We start from the raw sequence: 15,576 nt of genomic DNA on the forward strand, positions 1-15,576 counted from the left end.
GCCGCCCGGCCGGTCCGTTCCGCCGCGGCGTCGCTAGCCACCTTGCACCACCACCTTGCGGGTGGCGGCCGCCTGCACCAGCCGGCCCAGTGCCAGCAGCGCCACGCCCCACGCCGCCTGGAACGCCAGGCCCCGCAGCAGCGATGCGCCGCTGCGCGCGCCGATCAGCACATCGGTCGGCACCTGGAGGATGGCCGCCCAGGGCAGCAGCTGGGCCAGGTCGCCGAGGGAGCCGGGGAAGGCCCGCAGCGGCAGCACCATCCCGGAGAAGAACATGCAGGCCAGCCCGGCGATCAGGGCCAGGCCCGCGCCGTCGAGCAGCCAGAAGGACGCCAGCGAGACGAGATAGCGCAGCGCGAAGCTGACCACCACCCCCAGGGCGACCGACAGCAGGAACAGCAGCCAGGTGGTCGGGTCGGCGGGCAGGGCGAGCGGGAAGAAGAGCGCACCGACCGCCATCGGGACCACCCCGCGGCCGATCAGCTGGAAGCCGGCCCGGCCCAGGTCGGCGGCGAGCCACCACAGCTGGAGGTCGGCGGGGCGGTAGAGGTCCACCGCGATGTCGCCGCTGCGGATCCGCGCCTGGAGCTCATCGAGACCGCCGCCGAACAGCAGCGCCGAGGCGGCCAGCAGCGCCTGCGCGGTCCATACGAACGTCAGCGCCTGCGCCCGGTCGTAGCCGCCCAGATGGGGGCGCTCGGCCCATAAGGCGAGGTAGGTGTAGGCGATGACGAAACCGAAGACGGTGTTGGTGAACACACCCGCCGCGGTGGCGATCCGGTAGGTGGCGTAACGGCGGAAGCTGCCGGCCGCCACGGCCGTGTACCACACCTCCGTGCTCCCCCACCCTTGTCATCCGACGGCAAAGCACCGGAGCCTAGTGAGACAGAGGGGGACCGCACCATCGATTATTCACCGGTCCGGGTGACCCGGGGCGCCGTTCGGCCGGTGAGGCGGCGGTCACCGGTGCGCGCCACCCTTCGCGACCGGGGACGATGATGAGGCGACAGTTTTCTCCCGCACCTCGCCGCCCGACACACCGATCCGCCGCCAGTCGATCCGCCGCACACCGATCCGCCGCCAATCGATCCGCCGCAGCACAACCTTCGGCGGCCGCCGAGGAGTCTCCACAGTTATGAGCGACGGTCCGGAGGGCACCACCCCCGCCCAGGGCAGCGCACGGCGGCCCCGGCGCACCGGCTGGCGCCGTCTGATCCCCACGTGGCGGATGGTGCTGACCGCCGTCGTGCTGTTTCTGCTGGTGGTCGTGGCCGGGCTGATCGCCGGCTATCTGCTCGTCGACATCCCGCCCGCCAACAGCGCGGCCAAGGCGCAGAGCAATATCTACCTCTACTCCGACGGCACGTTCCTGGCCCGCGACGGCGACGTCAACCGCGAGAACGTACGGCTCAGCCAGATCCCCCGGAGCACCCAGCGGGCCGTACTGGCCGCCGAGGACCGCGAGTTCTACTCCGAGTCCGCCGTCGACCCCGCCGCGATGCTGCGCGCCGCCTGGAACACCGCGACCGGCAAGGGCACGCAGTCCGGCTCGACCATCACCCAGCAGTACGTCAAGAACTACTACCTCGGCCAGGAACAGACCCTCACCCGCAAGGCCAAGGAATTCTTCATCGCCATCAAACTGGACCGCGAGGAGTCCAAGGACCAGATCCTGGAGGGGTATCTCAACTCCAGCTACTACGGCCGCAATGCGTACGGCATCCAGGCCGCCGCGCAGGCGTACTACGGCAAGGACAGCGAGCGCCTCACCACCGCCGAGGGCGCCTATCTCGCCACCCTCCTCAACGCCCCCAGCCTGTACGACGTCACCGCCCACCCCGAGAACAAGCGGCGGGCCCTGGCGCGCTGGAACTACGTCCTGGACGGCATGGTGAAGAAGAAGTGGCTCTCCCAGGCCGAGCGGAACGCCATGAAGTTCCCCGAGCCGGGGCCGGTCAAGGCGTCCGCCGGGCTCTCCGGCCAGCGCGGCTATCTGGTCGAGGCGGTCAAGGACTATCTGCGGACGAACAAGATCCTCGACGAGGACACCCTGCGGACCGGCGGCTACCGCATCACCACCACCTTCGCCAAGGACCGCCAGGACGCCTTCGTCGACGCGGTCAACACCCGCCTGATGGACAAGCTCGACCGCTCCCGCAAGGTGGACACCTACGTCCGGGCCGGCGGCGCCTCCATCGACCCCGCCACCGGCCGGGTCGTGGCCATGTACGGCGGCATCGACTACGCCAAGCAGTACGTCAACGGCGCCACCCGCCACGACTACCAGGTCGGCTCCACCTTCAAGCCGATCGTCTTCGCCTCCGCCGTCCAGAACCAGGCCACGACCCAGGACGGCGTCCCCATCACCCCCGACACCGTCTACGACGGCACCAACAAGCGGATGACGATCAGCAACGGCCACCCCACCGGCTTCGCCCCGGCCAACGAGGACGACCGCTCCTACGGCCCGATCACCGTCAGCGAGGCCACCGACAAATCCGTCAACGCGGTCTACGCGCAGATGGGCATCGACGTCGGCCCCGCCAAGGTCCGGGACACCGCCGTCGCCCTGGGCATTCCCCCCGACACCCCCAGCCTCGCCTCCTCCCAGGGCGCGATCTCGCTGGGCACGGCCACGCCCAGCGTGCTGGACATGACACAGGTCTACGCGGGCTTCGCCCGACACGGCACGCAGCGCCCGTACACCGTGGTCGACCAGGTCTCCAAGAGCGGCCAGAACGTCACGCTGCCCGCCCGCCCCGAGCGCGCCGCCCTGGACCGCAGCGCCGCCGACACCACCACCGCGATCCTGCGCAGCGTCGTCGACGCCGGCACCGGCACCGCCGCCCAGGGCGCCGGACGCCCGGCGGCCGGCAAGACCGGCACCGCGGAGCAGGACAAGGCCGCCTGGTTCGCCGGCTACACCCCCGAACTGGCCACCGTGGTCGCGGTACTGGGCCAGAATCCGCAGAGCGCCGCCCAGGAGCCGCTGTACGGGGCGGTGGGCCTGCCGCGCATCAACGGCGGCGGCTTCCCCGCCCAGATCTGGGCCGACTACACCGCGGCCGCCCTGGAGGGCCGCCCGATCACCGATTTCGACCTCCAGCTGGAGCCGGGCGCCGCCACCACACCGCCCGCCCCGACGACCTCCGGCCCGCCGCCCGCGCCCCCCGGCGGATCCCTCCCCCCGGTGCCCGGCCCCACGACCCCGGCCCCCACCACCGGCCCCCCGACCGGCCTCCCCACCTTCCCGACAGAATCGCCCACCCCCACCTTCCCGACGGAGTCGCCGCCCAGCACGGCGCCCACGGAGGAATTCCCGACGGTGGGCCCGGAGGGAGCGGCGGCGTACCCGGGGCGGCGGGGGTGGTGGGACGAGTGACGGGAGGTCATGGGGAGGGGTGACGGGACGCCGTGGACGCCCCGGGCCGCCGCGGTCAGTGCCCCGACGTCGCCTTGAGCCCCACCACCGCCACCAGCAGCAGACAGATGAAGAAGATCCGCGCCGCGGTCATCGGCTCGCCCAGGACCAGCATCCCCACCACCGCCGCACCGGCCGCCCCGATGCCGACCCAGACTCCGTAGGCCGTACCGATCGGCAGCGTCCGCGCGGCGTACGACAACAGCAGCATGCTGACGACGATGCCCGCGCCCGTGAACACGCTGGGCCACAGGCGGGTGAATCCCTCGGTGAACTTCATCCCGATCGACCAGCCGACCTCCAGCAGACCGGCGACGACCAGCAGGACCCATGCCATGACGGCACCTCCGTGACAACGCTCGACCACTTCCACAGGGGTGCGTCGTCTTGTCCTGACCCGGTACGGCGCGTCTCGTCGGGTGCTTCCGAGGCTAGCAACAGCCGTGCCCCGGACAGACGGAACGGGCGGTGACCTCGGTCACCGCCCGCCGGGGACAGCCGTTCACGTACGACGGATCAGAGGTACAAGCCCGTCGAGTCGTCCGCGCCCTCCAGCCGCTCCGCGGCCACCGCATGCAGATCGCGCTCCCGCATCAGCACATAGGCCACGCCGCGCACCTCGACCTCGGCACGGTCCTCCGGGTCGTAGAGCACCCGGTCGCCCACCTCGACGGTCCGCACGTTCTGCCCGACCGCGACCACCTCGGCCCAGGCCAGGCGCCGGCCGACCGCCGCGGTCGCGGGAATGACGATGCCGCCGGACGAGCGCCGCTCGCCCTCGGGGATGTCCGTCCGGACCAGCACACGGTCGTGCAGCATCCGGATCGGCAGCTTGTCGTGGGTGTCCTTGGTGTTATTCGGGCTCACGGCACGACCGTACCTGCCCCGCGCCCCGCACCACGCACCGACGGCGGGCCACGGGCCCTAGGAGCGGCGGCGCCGCGCGCGGAGGGCCACCAGCCCCACCACGGCCACCCCGATCATGGCGACCGGAACGATGCGCTCCAGCCGCGGCGCCCCGTCCTCCGACACCAGCTGCGCCCGCACGTCCGACACCGCACGGTGCGCGGCCACATACGCCCGCCCGGCCGTGCGGTCCACCGCCGCCGCGGTCGCCGCCTTCACGTCGCCGATGATCGTCTTCGGGTGCAGCCGCACCCCGATCTCGTCGAGCGTCACGGCGAGCTCCTGCCGCCTGCGGGCGATGTCCGCCTCGATCTGCGCCGGGGTCCTGGCCTCCGCCACCGCGCTGCCTCCGTCGTCTCGCGCCATTTGTGATGGACAGTCTGTCAGCTCACCCCCGTACGCGCCCCACAGCACCCCCGTTTCGCGCGGCCGCGGCGCCCACTGCACCCGCCGCCCGGCCCGGCTGGTTACTGTCGGGCCATACGCGTATCCGCAGGCCGTATCCCGTAGGAGGACCCCATGACCGAGCGACTTCAGCCCGGCGAGACCGCCCCCGCCTTCTCCCTGCCCGACGCCGACGGCAAGCAGGTCTCGCTCGCCGACCACAAGGGCCGCAAGGTCATCGTCTACTTCTACCCCGCCGCCCTGACCCCCGGCTGCACCAAGCAGGCCTGCGACTTCACCGACAACCTCGACTTCCTGGCCGGCCACGGCTACGACGTCATCGGCATCTCCCCCGACAAGCCGGAAAAGCTCGCGAAGTTCCGCGAGAAGGAGGACCTGAAGGTCACGCTGCTCGGCGACCCCGACAAAAGCGTCCTTACGTCCTACGGCGCCTTCGGCGAGAAGAAGCTCTACGGCAAGGTCGTCACCGGCGTCATCCGCTCCACGGTGATCGTGGACGAGGAGGGCAAGGTCGAGCGCGCCCTGTACAACGTCAAGGCCACCGGCCACGTCGCCAAGATCATCAAGGACCTGGGGCTGTAGGCACCGGCACCACCCGCTGTCCGCTTCGGGGCGGGCGGGAAACCCCGCTCGCCCCCGCCTACTCCCCCGGCAACGGCATCGCCGGCCGGTCCGGGAGCTCCAGGACGGCCTCGGCACCGCCCGTCGCCGCGGCGCCGAAGTCCAGCCGGGCACCGAGCACCTCGGCCTGGCCCGCCGCGATCGTCAGGCCCAGACCGTGCCCGGTGCCGCGCTCCGGAGCCGCCGTACGGAAACGCCGCGGCCCCTCCGCGCACAGCTCCGCCGGATAGCCCGGACCGTGATCACGCACCACGATCCGCGTGCCCTGGACCACCACCTCGATCGGCGGCTTACCGTGCTTGGCCGCGTTCGCCAGGAGGTTGACCAGCACCCGCTCCACCCGCCGCCGGTCCGTCTCCACGATCACCGGCTCACCCTCGACGGTCACCGAGACCTCCTCCACACCACCCTGCCGCGCCGCCCGCCGTACGATCCCGCGCACCAGCGACGGCAGCTCACAGGCGTCCAGATCCGCCCGCTCCACCCCCGCGTCCAGCCGCGAGACCTCCAGCAGATCCTCCACCAGCCGCCGCATCGCCTGCGCCCGGTCCTGGACCATCTCCACCGCCCGCGGCTGCGGCAACAACTCCGCCGCCGCCACCAGCCCGGCCACCGGCGTACGCAGCTCATGCGCCACATCCGCGGTGAACTCCCGCTCCGCCTGCACCCGCGCGGCCAGCGACGTCGCCATGTGGTGCACACTGCGGCCCAGTTCGGCCACCTCGTCGCGGCCCTTGCTCGCCAGCGCCTCCGCATCCGGCGGTTCACCCGCCGCGATCCGCCGCGCCGCCGCCGCACTCAGCCGCAGCCGCCGCGACAGCCGCTGCGAGACGAACCACGACCCCGCCGCGATCAGCGCCACCGTGCCGCACCCGGCGATCAGCAGCGCACGGTCCAGCGCCACCTGCGCGGGATCGTCGTCGGGATACGCCGCCGACACCGACAACGACTGCTGCGGCCGGCCCCCACCGCCGTCACCGACCCCGGTCGCCGCCCACACCCGCGGATCGTCGCCACCGCTGACATAGGTCCCCGACCGGTTCTTGAACACCGCCTCCCGCAACGGCAGCGGCAGCGACGTATCGTCCAGCTGCGCCCCCAGCGCCAGCGTTCTGTCCTTCTCGTAGACCATCAGCGCGCTGCTCAGCCGGTCGTCCTGATACGCGCGCGCCGAACGCTCCCGCTCCGCATCCGCTATGTGGTGCACGGCGAACCCGAGCACCACCACGGCCAGCGCCGTCATACCCGAAATGGCCAGGGCGATCCGGCCTCGAATGCCCATCACGCGAGGTTGTACATCTCCGTCGTGTCACCGAGCGGCGTCGAGCCCTCGTAGGTCACCTCGAGCCCGGTGAAGGCCCGCGCCCCGCCGATCGTCTTCACACCGTAGAGCCGGAACCTCGCCCGGAAACCGGAATCGGCCCCCACCCCCGCGGACGTCTTCTCCACCTGCACCACACCGGTGCCCCGCGCCTCGTCGGGACCGTACCGGTCCCAGGTGATCGCCGTCGCCACCATGCCCGCATCCGCACAGGTCAACGTGATCACCTGCGGTTTGACCGCCGGGTCACCGATACCGCAGTCCCGTACGCCGGGCAGATCGGCCGCCGCCTTGGTGTCCTCCTTGACGTCCTGCACCGCCGCCGTCTTCGGCGCCGCGTCCACCGCCGAGGCGCGGTCGGCGGCCTGGCCGAACCACACGCCGCCGGCCGCCAGCACCGTCACCACGACAAACGCCGCCAGGGCGGTACGCCCACGGGCCCAGCGGGACCCCTCGCGGTCGGTCATCACGTTCTCCTCCCGGGGCCCACACCCCGTACCCCACCAGCGAACAGTCGAGCCGCGCCCTCCCGAAGCGAACCCGGCCGGCGAAAAGCTCTGCACGCCAGAAAAGAGCGGTTTCCGGCGCGTCACGTTCCCCTTTCACCCCCACAAGCTGATGACCCGGGCGCGGCGACGGCCGTGCGGCCGTGTAGCAGTCCTGTAACAGCTCGCCCGATCCCTTGCGCCGGCGCGCCTTCTTTGCAGGTCACCCGTGGTGCGCGGCTCGAACGGGGCACCGACCGCCCCTCGGCCACGCCCTAAACGTGACATACATCGCGAACAGCGCGGATTTCGTCCAGAGTGGTTTGCACCCGCGCCCCGCTGCGCAGGCGCACCTGTCGTATCTGTCGTATCCCCACCGCGCCGTGCGCGCGCCGACCGACCGAGAGGACCGCCTCGTGGCCAACGGGAGCACCGCAGGAGAGCACCCCTTCGAGGACAAGGAAGCGCTACGCCGTCACCGCGTCCTCTTCCGCGTCATCACCCGGCGCCAGAATCCCAAGCTGCGGCGCACCGATATCACCGTCACCGACGAGAAGGTGGTCAAACGGGCCGTGAAGGCGGCCGCCCTCGGCAATGCGATGGAATGGTTCGACTTCGGGATCTACAGCTATCTCGCGGTCACCATCGGCCAGGTCTTCTTTCCCGGCGGCAGCGACAGCACCAGTCTGCTGTCGTCCTTTGCGACCTTCGCCGTGGCCTTTCTCGTACGGCCCCTCGGCGGCGCCTACTTCGGCCCGCTCGGCGACCGTATCGGCCGCAAGAAAGTCCTCGCCCTCACCATGATCATGATGGCGCTGGGGACCCTCTGCATCGGCCTGATCCCCTCGTACGCGGCGATCGGCTTCTGGTCCCCGGTCCTGCTCATCCTCTTCCGGCTGGTCCAGGGCTTCTCCACCGGCGGCGAATACGGCGGGGCCTCCACCTTCATCGCCGAATACGCCCCCGACAAGAAGCGCGGCTATTTCGGCAGCTTCCTGGAAATGGGCACGCTCATCGGCTACACGGGCGCGGCCGGCATCGTGCTGATCCTCAACACCACGCTGGGCTCCGACGCCATGTCCGCCTGGGGCTGGCGGGTGCCCTTCCTGATCGCCGGGCCGCTCGGTCTGGTCGGCCTCTATCTCCGGATCAAGCTCGACGAAACCCCCGCCTTCCAGAAGCTGGAAGCCTCCCAGACCCATTCCGCCACCGCCTCCGTCGTGGAGAGCGAAGCGGAGTTCTCCCACCTCTCCGAAAACGCCCCGAAGAAAAAGCTGGCCGAAATCTTCGCCCAGCAGTGGCCCACCCTCATCCTCTGTATCGCCCTGGTCGGTGCCTACAACGTCACCGACTACATGCTGCTCTCCTACATGCCGACGTACCTGACGGACACCCTCCACTACAAGGAGTCCCACGGCCTGCTGATCCTCCTCGGCACCATGATCGTCCTGATGCTGATCCTCAGCACCGTCGGCAAACTCAACGACCGCTACGGCCGCAAACCGCTGCTGATGGCCGGCATGCTCGGCTTCTTCATCACCGCCATCCCCGCCTTCCTCCTGGTCAAGCAGGGCAGCATGCCCGCCGTCATCGCCGGCATGGCCCTGATGGGCCTGTCCCTGGTCTGCCTCCTGGGCACCATGTCCGCCGCCCTGCCCGCCCTCTTCCCCACCGACGTCCGCTACGGCTCCCTCTCCATCGGCTACAACCTGGCCGTCTCCCTCTTCGGCGGGACCACGCCGCTGGTGATCACCGCCCTCATGGACGTCTTCGACAAGAACGTCATGGTCCCCGCCTACTACACGATGGCCGCCGCGCTCGTCGGCGTCATCGCCGTCGCCTGCATGAAGGAAACGGCCCAGCAGCCGCTGGAGGGCTCACCGCCCTCGGTGGCCACCAAGGAAGAGGCCATCGAACTCATCACGGCCCAGACGCAGGAACCCCGCTTCTGATCGGCTTCCGATCCGTCTGATCCGCATCCGGCCCCTCACCGGCCGTAACCGCCCCGGCGTTCGATCGTTGTTCAGTTCGAGGAACGAGAGAGCGCACGGGGCGGGGGCCTGGTGCGGGGGATGGGGGTTCGGAGCTGGTGGAATTTTCATCGTTGATTCTGTGCGTTTCGCAACTTCTGTTGTTGTCCGTCCAGTTGTCAGTGGCGGCCACCATGGTGAGCAGGTGAGTCACAAGCAGGGGATTCGGTTCGAACTCGCACCCGATCCGAGGCAGGCAATCCTCATGGGCCGTCACGCCGGGTTGTCGCGGGTGGTGGAGAACTTCTGTCTGGAGACCGTGCGGAAGAGGTGGTCTCAGCGCAAGGCCGAAGAGTCCTACGGCATCACCGGCGACGATCTGACCAAGGTCCCCTGGTCAGCACCCGCGCTGGAGAAGGAATGGCGCGCTGCCCACGCCGAGCGCTTCCCCTGGTTCGACGAGAACAAGCTGTCGTCACGTGTGCCGAAGGAAGCATGCCGGATGCGGGCTGCCGGGTTTGCCAACTACCTGAAGTCCAGACAGGGCACACGCAAGGGCCCGCGTGTGGGCTTTCCGTCGTGGCGTAAGCGCAAGCACGGTTCCCGCTTCCGTTACGACGCCGACCGCGCCAAACCCGTGGCCCCCCGCACCGTACGACTGCCCGCCATCGGCGACGTTGCGGTGTGTGAGGACATGTACTGGCTCACCTCGCGTATCGCCACCGGGCAGGCACGCATCCTCGCAGCGACCATCCGCGAACAGGCCGGACGCTGGTGGATTTCCTTCCAGATCGAAGTCGACCGGGACGACACCAACCAGCGCCACCAAGCCGACACAGAAGCGCCCGCGTGCGGCATCGACCTGGGCCTGAAGACCTTCGCCGTCATCCGCAACGATGATGGCAGCCGGGAGGAGATCCACGCCCCCAAACCGCTGAAGGCCGCACAGCGGGCTCTGAGGCGCGCCAACCGCAAACTCGCCCGCGCAGTGGAGAACTCCAATAACTGGGCCAAGGCCCGCAGGCGTGTCGCCGCGCTACACCTGCGGGTCGCTGACCGGCGCCGGGACTTTCTGCACAAGGCCACCACCAGGCTGACGAGAACCAAGTCGGCCATCGCCGTGGAGACCCTGAATGTCAACGGCATGGTCAAAACCGCAGGCTTGCCCGCGCCGTCTCCGATGCCGGGTTCGGCGAGTTCGTCCGCCAGCTCGGCTACAAGGCCGACTGGTACGGCTCGTACGTCTGGAAGGCCGACCGCTGGTTCCCCAGCTCGAAGACGTGCGGGAACTGCGGCCGGATCAACCGTGCCCTGGTTCTCGCGGACCGGACCTGAGTGTGTCCCGGATGCGGCGTGCTGCACGACCGTGACGACAACGCAGCAGGCAACCTCCTCGCCGCGATGCTCACCGCCACAAGCCCTTGACATGAGAACCCTCGCCGGGAAGTTCCCCGGAGAGGAAAAACGCCTCGTGGAGACCGCGTAAGACCTCACTCTCCGGAGTTGGCAGCGGTCGATGAAGCAGGAAGAAGATCGGCTAGAGAATTGCTGAGATTCACGCAACGGAAGTTGGGGGTGGACCCGCGCGCGGCGGAGCCTACGCGGCCAAGGCTCGCACGAGGCCCGAGAGCGAGGAACTGCGAGCAGCAGTCGTGCAATCCGCTTCCCTCGCCGAAGCACTGCGCCTCCTCGGCCGCCCCAACAACGGCAGCCAACGCGCGATGCTCGGCGAGTGGATCACCGAAGAGCACATCTCGACGGCGCACTTCCTCGGACAGGCACATCAGCGGGGCAAGCCAGGAACAAACGCCAAACGACCGGAAGACGTTCTGGTCCGCCACAGCAGCAGGCACCGCATCGCTACGAAACGCCTGCGTCGTGCTCTCCGCGAAGTCGGGGTGCCCGAGCATTGCGCCAGGTGTGGCGTCGCTTCCGAGTGGCTCGGCAAACCCATGACGCTGGAGCTCGATCACATCAGCGGGGACTGGCGCGACAACCTACGCGAGAATCTGCGGTTGCTGTGCCCCAACTGCCATGCGATCACCAGCACCTGGTGTCGGGGCGGTCGTCGACGTTCCACTCAGGCCAGCACGTCATGACCGGTACCATGGGTGCGCACGCGGCCGTGGCGGAACTGGCCTACGCGCAGCACTTAGGATGCTGTGGGAGAAATCCCTTGAGGGTTCGAGTCCCTCCGGCCGCACACCTTTGAATCGAAGGCCCACCCGGAACAAGCAGCCGGGTGGGCCTTCGGCGTCAGCCCAACAACTCCCGCACCACCGGCACCAACGCCCGGAACGCCTTCCCCCGATGGCTGATCGCGTTCTTCTCGTCCGGGGTCAGTTCGGCGCAGGTGCGGGTCTCCCCCAGGGGCTGGAGGATGGGGTCGTAGCCGAAGCCGCCGGTGCCGGTGGGGGTGTGGCGGAGGGTGCCGTCGAGGGTGCCCTCGACGACGCGTTCGGTGCCGTCGGGGAGGGCGAGGGCGGCGGCGCAGGCGAAGTGGGCGGCGCGGTGGCCGTCGGGGACGTCGGAGAGCTGGGCCAGGAGCAGGTCGAGGTTGGCCTGGTCGTTGCCGTGGGTGCCGGACCAGCGGGCGGAGAAGATGCCGGGGGCGCCGCCGAGGACGTCGACGCAGAGCCCGGAGTCGTCGGCGACGGCCGGGTGGCCGGTGGCCCGGGCGAGGGCGTGGGCCTTGAGGAGGGCGTTCTCGGCGAAGGTGACGCCGGTTTCCTTGACGTCGGGGACGTCGGGATAGGCGTCGGCGCCGACGAGTGCGACGTCGAGGCCGGCCGCCTCCAGGATGGCCCGGAGCTCGGTGATCTTGCCGGTGTTGCGGGTGGCGAGGATGAGACGGGTGGGGGGCGCGGGGTGCCCGCCGGTTCGAGGCTGCATGGGGTGATTATCCCGGGCCCGGGAGTGCGGGACGGGTCGGCCCCGTGGTGGGCGACGGGGCCGGGCCGGCGGGCGGAAAACGGCGGAAGCGACGGAATCCGTCAGCCCGGGGTGCAGGTTTTGGTCATGGCGCCGGCGGCGTCGGTGATGGGCTTGAGGTCGGGGGCCTTGGCGTTCTTGAGGGATGTGCGGGCGTTGCGGATGCCGGTGTTCATCCTGTCGATGGCGGCGGAGAGGTCGGCGTCGTCGGTCGTGTCGCGGACCTTTTTGAGGTTGCGGTCGATGTCGTCGAGCGCCCGCTCGGCCTTTTTCGGGTCGTCCAGGGAGTTCCCGGCGGCCTGTTGGAGTTTGTCGACGGCGTTGACGACGGCGGTGGCCGTGTCGGCGCAGTCCCTGGCCTTGTCGACGGCGCTACAGGCGGAGAGCATCGGTAACGCGAGGGCGGCGGCGGTCAGCGCGGTGAGGGCGACGGCGACGGGCCGTCGGAGGCGAGAGCCCCGGATGGGGATACGTATGCGGGGGGTCTGTGCAGCCATACGGCGTTCTCCCTTGGGTCACGAGCAGGTGCGAGCGATGACGACCGGTCATGAAGCCGTTGCCCACGGCGGAAGCGTCACGAACAGGCAACGGGAGAATGGGGAAAAACGCATGGCGCCCCGTCGTGGTGGACGGGGCGCCATGGACGGCGGGCAGGCGTGCGCGCCTCAGAGCTCGCGCCTCAGAGTTCCCGGGCCAGCGCTTCCCGCTGGGCGGCCTCGAGGGTGTGGCAGCCGGTGACGGCGAGGTCGAGGAGGGCGTTGAGTTCGTCGCGGGCGAAGGGTTCGGCCTCGGCGGTGCCCTGGACCTCGACGAAGCGGCCGTCGCCGGTGCAGACGACGTTCATGTCGGTGTCGGCGCGGACGTCTTCCTCGTAGCACAGGTCGAGGAGGGGGACGCCGGCGACGATGCCGACGGAGACGGCGGAGACGGTGCCGGTCAGGGGCTGGCGGCCGTGCTTGATGAGCTTCTTGCGCTGGGCCCAGGAGACGGCGTCGGCGAGGGCGACGTAGGCGCCGGTGATGGCGGCGGTGCGGGTGCCGCCGTCGGCCTGGAGGACGTCGCAGTCCAGGACGACGGTGTTTTCGCCGAGGGCCTTGAAGTCGATGACGGCGCGCAGGGAGCGTCCGATGAGGCGGCTGATTTCGTGGGTGCGGCCGCCGATTTTGCCGCGGACTGATTCGCGGTCGCCGCGGGTGTTGGTGGAGCGGGGCAGCATCGCGTATTCGGCGGTGACCCAGCCTTCGCCGCTGCCCTTGCGCCAGCGCGGGACGCCTTCGGTGACGGAGGCGGTGCAGAAGACCTTGGTGTCGCCGAAGGAGATGAGCACGGAGCCTTCGGCGTGCTTGCTCCAGCCGCGTTCGATGGTGACCGGGCGGAGCTGTTCGGGGGTGCGGCCGTCGATGCGAGACATGGCGTAGACCCTATCGGGAAAGGCGAGGGCCCCGTTCCGGTACGGGGAGGCGTACGGGAGCGGGGCCGGGTGAGCCGGGGGTCAGCTCACATCAGGTCTTCGATTTCGGCGGCGATGGGGTCGGCGTCGGTGCCGATGACGACCTGGATCGCGGTGCCCATCTTGACGACGCCGTGTGCGCCGGCGGCCTTGAGCGCGGCCTCGTCGACGAGGGAGGCGTCTTCGACCTCGGTGCGGAGGCGGGTGATGCAGCCCTCGACCTCGACGATGTTCTCGATACCGCCGAGGCCGGCGACGATCTTCTCAGCCTTGCTGGGCATGTCCACTCCTGGTTGTGTCGGCCGCCGGCGGCTCCGCCGAGCGGTTTCCCACCGTAAAACACGCACATGGTGCCTTTGTGCGGCTGTGTTCGTGTGCGTTTGTGGTCGTCCGTGCTCGTTCAGCCCAACTGTGTGGGCGGTTGAGCGCCATCTGACGAAGGATGGCGATCACCGGGGTGCCTGCCGGGCGGTGCCGACCAGGCTCCCAAGTGGTCTACACCATCAGTATGCGGCACGGCCGACGGGGGGTGGACGGGAGGACGGAGATGGGTTCGGACGCAGCGGCCGCGGCGCCGCGGAAGAAGCCCGTGAAGTCCCGTGCCTCGGCCGCTTTCCAGGGTCTGCAGAAGATGGGCCGCAGTCTTCAGCTGCCGATCGCCGTGCTGCCCGCGGCGGGCATCCTCAACCGTCTCGGCCAGCCCGATGTCTTCGGTGACAAGGGTCTGGGCTGGAACAACGTGGCCAAGGTGTTCGCGGGGGCGGGTGGTGCGCTGCTGGATTCGGGGCTGGGGTTGCCGCTGCTGTTCTGTATCGGGGTCGCGATCGGGATGGCGAAGAAGGCGGACGGTTCGACCGCGCTGGCCGCGGTGGCGGGCTTTCTCGTCTATTTCGCGGTGCTGCACCAGTTCCCGTCGATCTGCGCTCCGGGGCAGACGTTTGCGCAGGCGGGGCCGTGGGGCGGGGTGTGTATCGAGAAGGGCGGGACGGCCACGCAGGCGACCTTTCAGAATCCGGGGGTGTTCGGCGGGATTGTGCTGGGCCTGCTCTCCGCCTGGTTCTGGCAGCGGTTGCACCGGGTGAAGCTGGTCGACTGGCTGGGCTTCTTCAACGGCCGGCGGCTCGTGCCGATCGTGATGTCCTTCGTCGGGCTGGCCTTCGCGGTGGTCTGTCTGTGGGTCTGGCCGCCGGTCGGCCATGCGCTGACCGATTTCAGCCAATGGCTGAGCGATCTGAGCTGGCTGGGTTCGGGGCTTTTCGGTGTCGCGAACCGTGCGCTGCTGGTCATCGGGCTGCACCAGTTCCTGAACACGTTCCTGTGGTTCCAGTTCGGCAGTTATACGGAGCCGAACGGCACGGTCGTCCATGGTGATATCAACCGGTTCTTGGCGGGCGATCCGACCGCGGGGCAGTTCACCACGGGCTTTTTCCCGATCATGATGTTCGCGCTGCCGGCCGCGGCGCTGGCCATTGCGCACTGCGCGAAGCGGCATCGCCGTAAGGAGATCGCCGGGATGATGCTGTCGGTCGGGCTGACGTCCTTCGTCACGGGGATCACCGAGCCGATCGAGTATTCGTTCCTGTTCGTCGCGCCGCTGCTGTTTGCGTTCCATGCGGTGTTGACGGGTGTGTCGATGGCGGTGTGCTGGGCGCTGGGGGTGCACGACAGCTTCAGTTTCTCGGCGGGGTTGATCGACTACGTCATCAACTGGGGGCTGGCGACGAAGCCGTGGCTGATCCTGCCGATCGGGGCGTGTTTCGCGGTCGTCTATTACGTGCTCTTCCGTATCGCGATCACGGCGTTCGATCTCCAGACGCCGGGCCGTGAACCGGACGAGGTGGGGGATGCCATGGAAGAGGCCAACATCAAGTAGGCGGCGGCCGCCGAGGCCGGTCATCGGCCCCCGAGTTCCTGGGCTCGGGGGCCGTCGCCATGCGCCCGCGATGTGGTCCATGCCACTCGGAACGACGGATTCCTTTGTGCCGCGACGGCGTGCTAAGAATGGTCTAAACCACCAGTGGTGTAGACCATGGCGCAACCAAGGTAGCCCAAAGGTGTGGACCTAA

Annotated in this window: 16 protein-coding genes, 1 tRNA gene and 1 riboswitch; of the genes, 7 read left to right on the top strand and 10 right to left on the bottom strand. The window is 69.4% G+C overall.

Annotation, left to right across the window (positions count from 1 at the left end; all coding sequences use genetic code 11):
* Positions 1-33: 33 nt before the first annotated feature.
* Positions 34-831, bottom strand: coding sequence for an ABC transporter permease (locus tag B1H19_RS16050; RefSeq protein ID WP_083105388.1), 798 nt, complete (start codon positions 829-831; stop codon positions 34-36).
* 304 nt (positions 832-1,135) lie between these two features.
* Here B1H19_RS16050 and B1H19_RS16055 point away from each other — a divergent pair, with 304 nt between their 5' ends.
* Positions 1,136-3,382 carry a transglycosylase domain-containing protein gene (locus tag B1H19_RS16055; protein WP_107426012.1) on the top strand — a complete coding sequence of 749 codons (2,247 nt, stop codon included), beginning with the start codon at positions 1,136-1,138 and terminating at the stop codon, positions 3,380-3,382.
* A 55-nt stretch (positions 3,383-3,437) separates the two neighbouring features.
* Here the strand turns inward: B1H19_RS16055 and B1H19_RS16060 are convergent, their stop codons facing one another.
* The 3 genes from B1H19_RS16060 to B1H19_RS16070 all read right to left on the bottom strand — a co-directional run bounded on the left by B1H19_RS16060 (position 3,438) and on the right by B1H19_RS16070 (position 4,666).
* Positions 3,438-3,758, bottom strand: a complete 321-nt coding sequence (locus B1H19_RS16060; protein WP_030072265.1) for a DMT family transporter — start codon at positions 3,756-3,758, stop codon at positions 3,438-3,440.
* A 39-nt stretch (positions 3,759-3,797) separates the two neighbouring features.
* A riboswitch (guanidine-III (ykkC-III) riboswitch) is annotated at positions 3,798-3,862 on the bottom strand.
* A 75-nt stretch (positions 3,863-3,937) separates the two neighbouring features.
* Positions 3,938-4,240, bottom strand: coding sequence for a GroES family chaperonin (locus B1H19_RS16065; protein WP_044363777.1), 303 nt, complete (start codon positions 4,238-4,240; stop codon positions 3,938-3,940).
* A gap of 105 nt (positions 4,241-4,345) precedes the next feature.
* Positions 4,346-4,666, bottom strand: a complete 321-nt coding sequence (locus B1H19_RS16070; RefSeq protein ID WP_083105389.1) for a DUF3618 domain-containing protein — start codon at positions 4,664-4,666, stop codon at positions 4,346-4,348.
* 180 nt (positions 4,667-4,846) lie between these two features.
* On the opposite strand from B1H19_RS16070, the gene bcp reads away from it, so the two are divergent.
* Entirely contained in the window at positions 4,847-5,314 is a 468-nt protein-coding gene (gene bcp / locus B1H19_RS16075) for a thioredoxin-dependent thiol peroxidase (protein ID WP_083105390.1), read from the top strand.
* A 58-nt stretch (positions 5,315-5,372) separates the two neighbouring features.
* Here the strand turns inward: bcp and B1H19_RS16080 are convergent, their stop codons facing one another.
* Together B1H19_RS16080 and B1H19_RS38675 are read right to left on the bottom strand one after the other, a co-directional pair.
* On the bottom strand, positions 5,373-6,635 hold the full coding sequence (locus tag B1H19_RS16080; RefSeq protein ID WP_083105391.1) for a sensor histidine kinase: 1,263 nt from the start codon (positions 6,633-6,635) through the stop codon (positions 5,373-5,375).
* Complete coding sequence (locus B1H19_RS38675) at positions 6,635-7,141, bottom strand: hypothetical protein (RefSeq protein WP_083105392.1); 507 nt, start codon at positions 7,139-7,141, stop codon at positions 6,635-6,637. Before B1H19_RS38675 ends, B1H19_RS16080 begins: the two co-directional genes overlap by 1 nt.
* A gap of 434 nt (positions 7,142-7,575) precedes the next feature.
* On the opposite strand from B1H19_RS38675, the gene B1H19_RS16090 reads away from it, so the two are divergent.
* The 4 genes from B1H19_RS16090 (at position 7,576) to B1H19_RS16105 (ending at position 11,332) form a co-directional block, all read left to right on the top strand.
* On the top strand, positions 7,576-9,111 hold the full coding sequence (locus B1H19_RS16090; protein ID WP_083109684.1) for an MFS transporter: 1,536 nt from the start codon (positions 7,576-7,578) through the stop codon (positions 9,109-9,111).
* A gap of 223 nt (positions 9,112-9,334) precedes the next feature.
* Positions 9,335-10,615: an RNA-guided endonuclease InsQ/TnpB family protein gene (locus B1H19_RS16095; protein WP_203237168.1), complete on the top strand. Its 1,281-nt coding sequence runs from the start codon at positions 9,335-9,337 to the stop codon at positions 10,613-10,615.
* Positions 10,616-10,781: 166 nt separating this feature from the next.
* Positions 10,782-11,228, top strand: coding sequence for an HNH endonuclease (locus tag B1H19_RS16100; RefSeq protein ID WP_335755935.1), 447 nt, complete (start codon positions 10,782-10,784; stop codon positions 11,226-11,228).
* A gap of 20 nt (positions 11,229-11,248) precedes the next feature.
* Positions 11,249-11,332 (top strand) — tRNA-Leu (locus B1H19_RS16105).
* A gap of 53 nt (positions 11,333-11,385) precedes the next feature.
* Here B1H19_RS16105 and rdgB read toward each other — a convergent pair.
* The 4 genes from rdgB to B1H19_RS16125 form a co-directional block, all read right to left on the bottom strand.
* The gene (gene rdgB / locus B1H19_RS16110) at positions 11,386-12,021 is read right to left on the bottom strand and encodes an RdgB/HAM1 family non-canonical purine NTP pyrophosphatase (RefSeq protein WP_083105394.1); all 636 of its coding nucleotides are present in this window, start codon (positions 12,019-12,021) and stop codon (positions 11,386-11,388) included.
* 101 nt (positions 12,022-12,122) lie between these two features.
* Positions 12,123-12,557 (bottom strand): hypothetical protein, encoded by a 435-nt coding sequence (locus B1H19_RS16115; protein ID WP_083105395.1) that lies wholly within the window; start codon positions 12,555-12,557, stop codon positions 12,123-12,125.
* A 182-nt stretch (positions 12,558-12,739) separates the two neighbouring features.
* Positions 12,740-13,471: a ribonuclease PH gene (rph, locus tag B1H19_RS16120; protein WP_083105396.1), complete on the bottom strand. Its 732-nt coding sequence runs from the start codon at positions 13,469-13,471 to the stop codon at positions 12,740-12,742.
* An 86-nt stretch (positions 13,472-13,557) separates the two neighbouring features.
* Positions 13,558-13,797, bottom strand: a complete 240-nt coding sequence (locus B1H19_RS16125; RefSeq protein ID WP_083105397.1) for a PTS sugar transporter subunit IIB — start codon at positions 13,795-13,797, stop codon at positions 13,558-13,560.
* 260 nt (positions 13,798-14,057) lie between these two features.
* Here B1H19_RS16125 and B1H19_RS16130 point away from each other — a divergent pair, with 260 nt between their 5' ends.
* Positions 14,058-15,383 (top strand): PTS transporter subunit EIIC, encoded by a 1,326-nt coding sequence (locus B1H19_RS16130; protein WP_083105398.1) that lies wholly within the window; start codon positions 14,058-14,060, stop codon positions 15,381-15,383.
* The last annotated feature ends 193 nt before the right edge of the window (positions 15,384-15,576 follow it).

It is taken from the genome of Streptomyces gilvosporeus (assembly GCF_002082195.1).
GTDB lineage: Bacteria > Actinomycetota > Actinomycetes > Streptomycetales > Streptomycetaceae > Streptomyces > Streptomyces gilvosporeus.